The organism is Amaricoccus sp., from assembly GCF_017993425.1.
Lineage (GTDB): Bacteria > Pseudomonadota > Alphaproteobacteria > Rhodobacterales > Rhodobacteraceae > Amaricoccus.
The window spans coordinates 1-3,480 of the sequence record NZ_JAGOMQ010000088.1 but is presented as its reverse complement, the minus strand read 5'-3'; the positions used below and the strand labels follow the sequence as shown (position 1 = coordinate 3,480).

The window sequence follows — 3,480 nt, the reverse complement described above, 5'->3', positions numbered from 1 at the left end:
GGTCGAGGGCCTCGCCGGCCCAGCCGGGGGCGAGCTCGAGGCGGGCGCGCTCGGACAGCCAGACGAGGCCCGAGCCTGGCGGACCGAACAGCCACTTGTGGCCGCTGGTGACCACGGCGTCGGCGTCGGCGAGGGCGGGGGCGACGAGGCCGACGGCCTGGGCGGCGTCGACGATGGTCCACAGCGCGGGGCTGGCCGCGCGGGCGGCGAGCAGCAGGGCGGCGATGGGCAGCAGCTGGCCGGTGCAATAGGTGATCTGCGACAATAGCAGTACTTGCGGCGAGAATCGTAGGACTTGCTCGGCGAGGGCGGCGGGGTCGGCGAGGGCCTCGTCGGCGAGATATATCACCTCGAATGCGGGGTGGCGCAGGAAGCCCTGGACGCCGCCGGGGTGCTCGTGGCCGCTGGTCAGCACGCGGATCTTGGCGGGGGCGAGTCGGGCGTGCAGGGCGAGGGTCAGGCGGGTCATCGCCTCGCTGGCGCCGCCGGTCAGGGCGACCGGGGTGGGGCCCCACAGCTCGGCCACGAGGGCGCGGGCGCGGGCCAGGGCCGCGCGGCCGCGGCGATACTGGCCGAGCGGCCAGGCGCGCAGCTCATCGCCCCAGAACGCCTGCTGCGCGGCGAGGACCGAGCGCGCGGGGGTGCCGAGGGTGCCGGCGTTGAGGTTCAGGCGCTCGCCCGGGAATTCGCGCAGGCGCAGGAGCTCCCAATGCGCGTGGTCGTGCGTGGCCGCGCGTACGCAATGTGCGAGGTCGTCCTGCGGGGAGCGCTCGCAATGTGCGTGGTCGTGCGTGGCCGCGCGTACGCAATGTGCGGGGTCGTCCTGCGAGGGGAGCCCGCAATGTGCGGGGTCGTGCGGGGCCCGCGGGGGCTCACTCGGCGGCGGCGCGGCCGCTGACATCATCGGGCCTCCAGGCGATCTGCGGCGGGAACAGGGCGGGGTTGATGCGGCGGCGGTGGTCGAGGACGGCGGCGAAGAGCTGGTCGACGGCGGCGGCGAAGGGGGTGGCGACGACGTGGGCGTCGACGAAGTCGGCGCGCACGGAGTGCATGGCCTTGGTGTGCGGGGTCTCGCCGCGGGGGTCGTGGATGCGCGAGATGGTGGCCATGAAGCCGCGGGCGGCGGCCGAGGTCTGCAGGGCGGCGGCGATCTCGTTGATGGAGAGGTCGCGCTCGGTGACGTGATTGATGACGCGGTGCTCGCCGGGGGCGGGCGGATGGTCGACGAGGCGGGCGAGCGAGGCGACGGCGTCGTCGAGGGCCATGAGGCCGGTGCGCTGGTGGCCGCTGCCATAGACGGTCATCGGCAGGCCGGCGACGATCTGGGCGGCGAAGCGGTTGACGACGGTGCCGAAGACGGCGTCGTAATCGAGGCGGGTGGCGAGCGCCGGCAGGCCGGCGGCCGCCTGGACGCCCGCGCCGAAGGCGGTGCATTGCATGACATCGGTGACGCGCAGGTCCCACTTGCGGCACGCCAGCGCGCTGTAGTTCGTGTCGTGGATCTTGGTGATATGATAGATATCGTCGGCCTCGCGCGGGAACGGCACCGGGCGGTCCGCGAGCGCGCCGGCGTGGGCGGGGGTGAAGTAGCCCTCGGGGATCTCCAGGCCGCATTGCGCGTACTCGCCGAAGGAGCCGAGCTTGACCAGGTGGGCGTCCGGCACGAAGCTGCGCAGCGCCCACAGCAGGCGCATGTTGCCGACCTCGTTGTTGACGAGGGTGTAGACCGCCTCGTCGACGCCGGCCATCGAGTAGGGGGCGCTGGCCTGCTGCGCGAGGTGATAGACGACGGCGGGCCGCAGCCGCGCGACCAGCCCGGCGAGCGCCGGGGTGGCGACGTCGAGGTCGACGAACTCGAGGTTGGCGCGGCCGGCGAAGCGGGCGAAGGCGGCGACGCGCTCGGCGGGCCTGGCGATCGGCGTGATGCTGTCGCCGCCGAGGGCGGCGACCTGGCGGCGGCGCGCGAGGTTATCGGCGATGACGACCCGCGCGGAGGGGTGGCGCAGCGCGAGCGTGAGGGCGAGCGGCCACCCGAGGTAACCGTCGCCGCCGAGGACGAGGATCGTCATGGCCGGGCTCACTTGAAGGACGTGTAGACCCAGTCGTTGGTCGCGGCGGCGGCCTCATGACAGTTCGAGCAGTAGGGGGCCATGCCGTTGTGGGTCGTGGTCTCGCCCTTGGCGTCGTAGGCGACCCAGTACCAGTCGCCGTGGGCGCTGTCGTAGCCGTCGATCTTGAGCATGACGGTGTGGCCGGTCGAGACCTTGCCCTCGGCGTCCTCGTACTGCTCCTTGACGAGGATGGTCCCGTCGGGGAAGCTGCCGTCGAAGCTGGCGATCGCTGCGACGGCGACGTCGTTCATGTAGCTGCGGACGAAGTCGCCGTTGTGCAGGCCGCTGGCGATCAGGTCCGGCGATGCACCGGGGAATTGTTGCCAGCTCTTGTAGGCGTCGCCGGCGATCGCCTCGTCGTAGAGGTCGCGGTCCTGGGTGTCTGCCTCGCCGCCACATCCGGCGAGGGTCATGGCGAGGGTGGTCACGGCGAGTGGCCGGTTGAACCATCGTTGTGCGTCGTGCATCGGTCGGGTCCTCATCGTCGGCCAACGATCGCACGCTTCGTGGAGTTACGGGGCGCCGGAGATCGTCCGAAGCGCCGCAGACGAGCGCGCGCGCGAGCGAGCGTCGCCCGCTGCATTGGACGTGCGCGGGGCCAGTGCGGCCTTCTGGTATGGTCGCGCGGCGTGGAGTCCACGGACCGGAGCAGGCGCGTGTGGGCCGGCGTGCAGGTGATCGGCCTGATCGTGCTGGTCGCGGCGTTGCTGCGGCAGATCCAGTGGGCGGCGGTCGTGGCGAGCTTTCGCGGGACCGGCCCCGGCGAGGGGGTCGTGGTGGTGCTGGCCGTGCTCGCGGCGATGGGCCTGCGGCTGTGGAAGTGGCGGGTCCAGCTGCGGGCGATGGGGCTCGGGCACGTGGCCGCGGCGACGGTCGCCCGCGGCTTCTTGCTCGGGGTGCTGCTCGGCGCGGTGACGCCGCTGCGCATCGGTGAGTTCTACCGGATCGCGGCGGCGACCCCGGGCGCGGGAGAGGCGCGCGGACGGGCCGCGGCGGGGGTGCTGCTCGACAAGGGTTATGAGCTGCTGGTGGTGGTCGTGACGCTGGCGGCGGGGTCCGTGGCGGTCGGCTTGCCGCTGGGGGTGGGGGTCGGTCTGTGGCTGCTGGTCGTGGGGATCGCGTGGCTGGTGCTCGGGCCCGCGGGTGCGCGGGGCGGACGCGTGCTCGAGCTGTTCGCGGCCGCGAAGGCTTGCCTGGGCCCTGGCGATCGGGGGCGCCTGTTGGCGGCGACGGCGGGGGCGCACGGGCTGAACCTCGCGGCCGGGCTGGTGATCTACCGCGCGTTCGGCGAGCTCGCGGTCGGCGATTATCTGTTGAGGATCCCGATGATCACGCTGCTCAACACCGTGCCGATCACGATCGGCGGCTT

The 3,480-nt window shown here is 72.8% G+C and carries 4 protein-coding genes; 1 reads left to right on the top strand and 3 read right to left on the bottom strand.

Features of this window, described 5'->3' with window-relative positions; all coding sequences use genetic code 11:
- From KBB57_RS19915 to KBB57_RS19905, 3 genes are all read right to left on the bottom strand, one after another.
- A partial coding sequence (locus KBB57_RS19915; protein ID WP_290754111.1) for an aminotransferase class V-fold PLP-dependent enzyme occupies positions 1-904 on the bottom strand: 904 nt, incomplete at its 3' end.
- Positions 873-2,069, bottom strand: coding sequence for an NAD-dependent epimerase/dehydratase family protein (locus KBB57_RS19910; protein ID WP_290754108.1), 1,197 nt, complete (start codon positions 2,067-2,069; stop codon positions 873-875). The genes KBB57_RS19910 and KBB57_RS19915, both read right to left, overlap by 32 nt.
- A gap of 8 nt (positions 2,070-2,077) precedes the next feature.
- Complete coding sequence (locus KBB57_RS19905) at positions 2,078-2,578, bottom strand: cytochrome P460 family protein (protein WP_290754105.1); 501 nt, start codon at positions 2,576-2,578, stop codon at positions 2,078-2,080.
- 189 nt (positions 2,579-2,767) lie between these two features.
- On the opposite strand from KBB57_RS19905, the gene KBB57_RS19900 reads away from it, so the two are divergent.
- On the top strand, positions 2,768-3,480 hold a 713-nt coding region (locus tag KBB57_RS19900; protein WP_290754102.1), incomplete at its 3' end, for a lysylphosphatidylglycerol synthase domain-containing protein.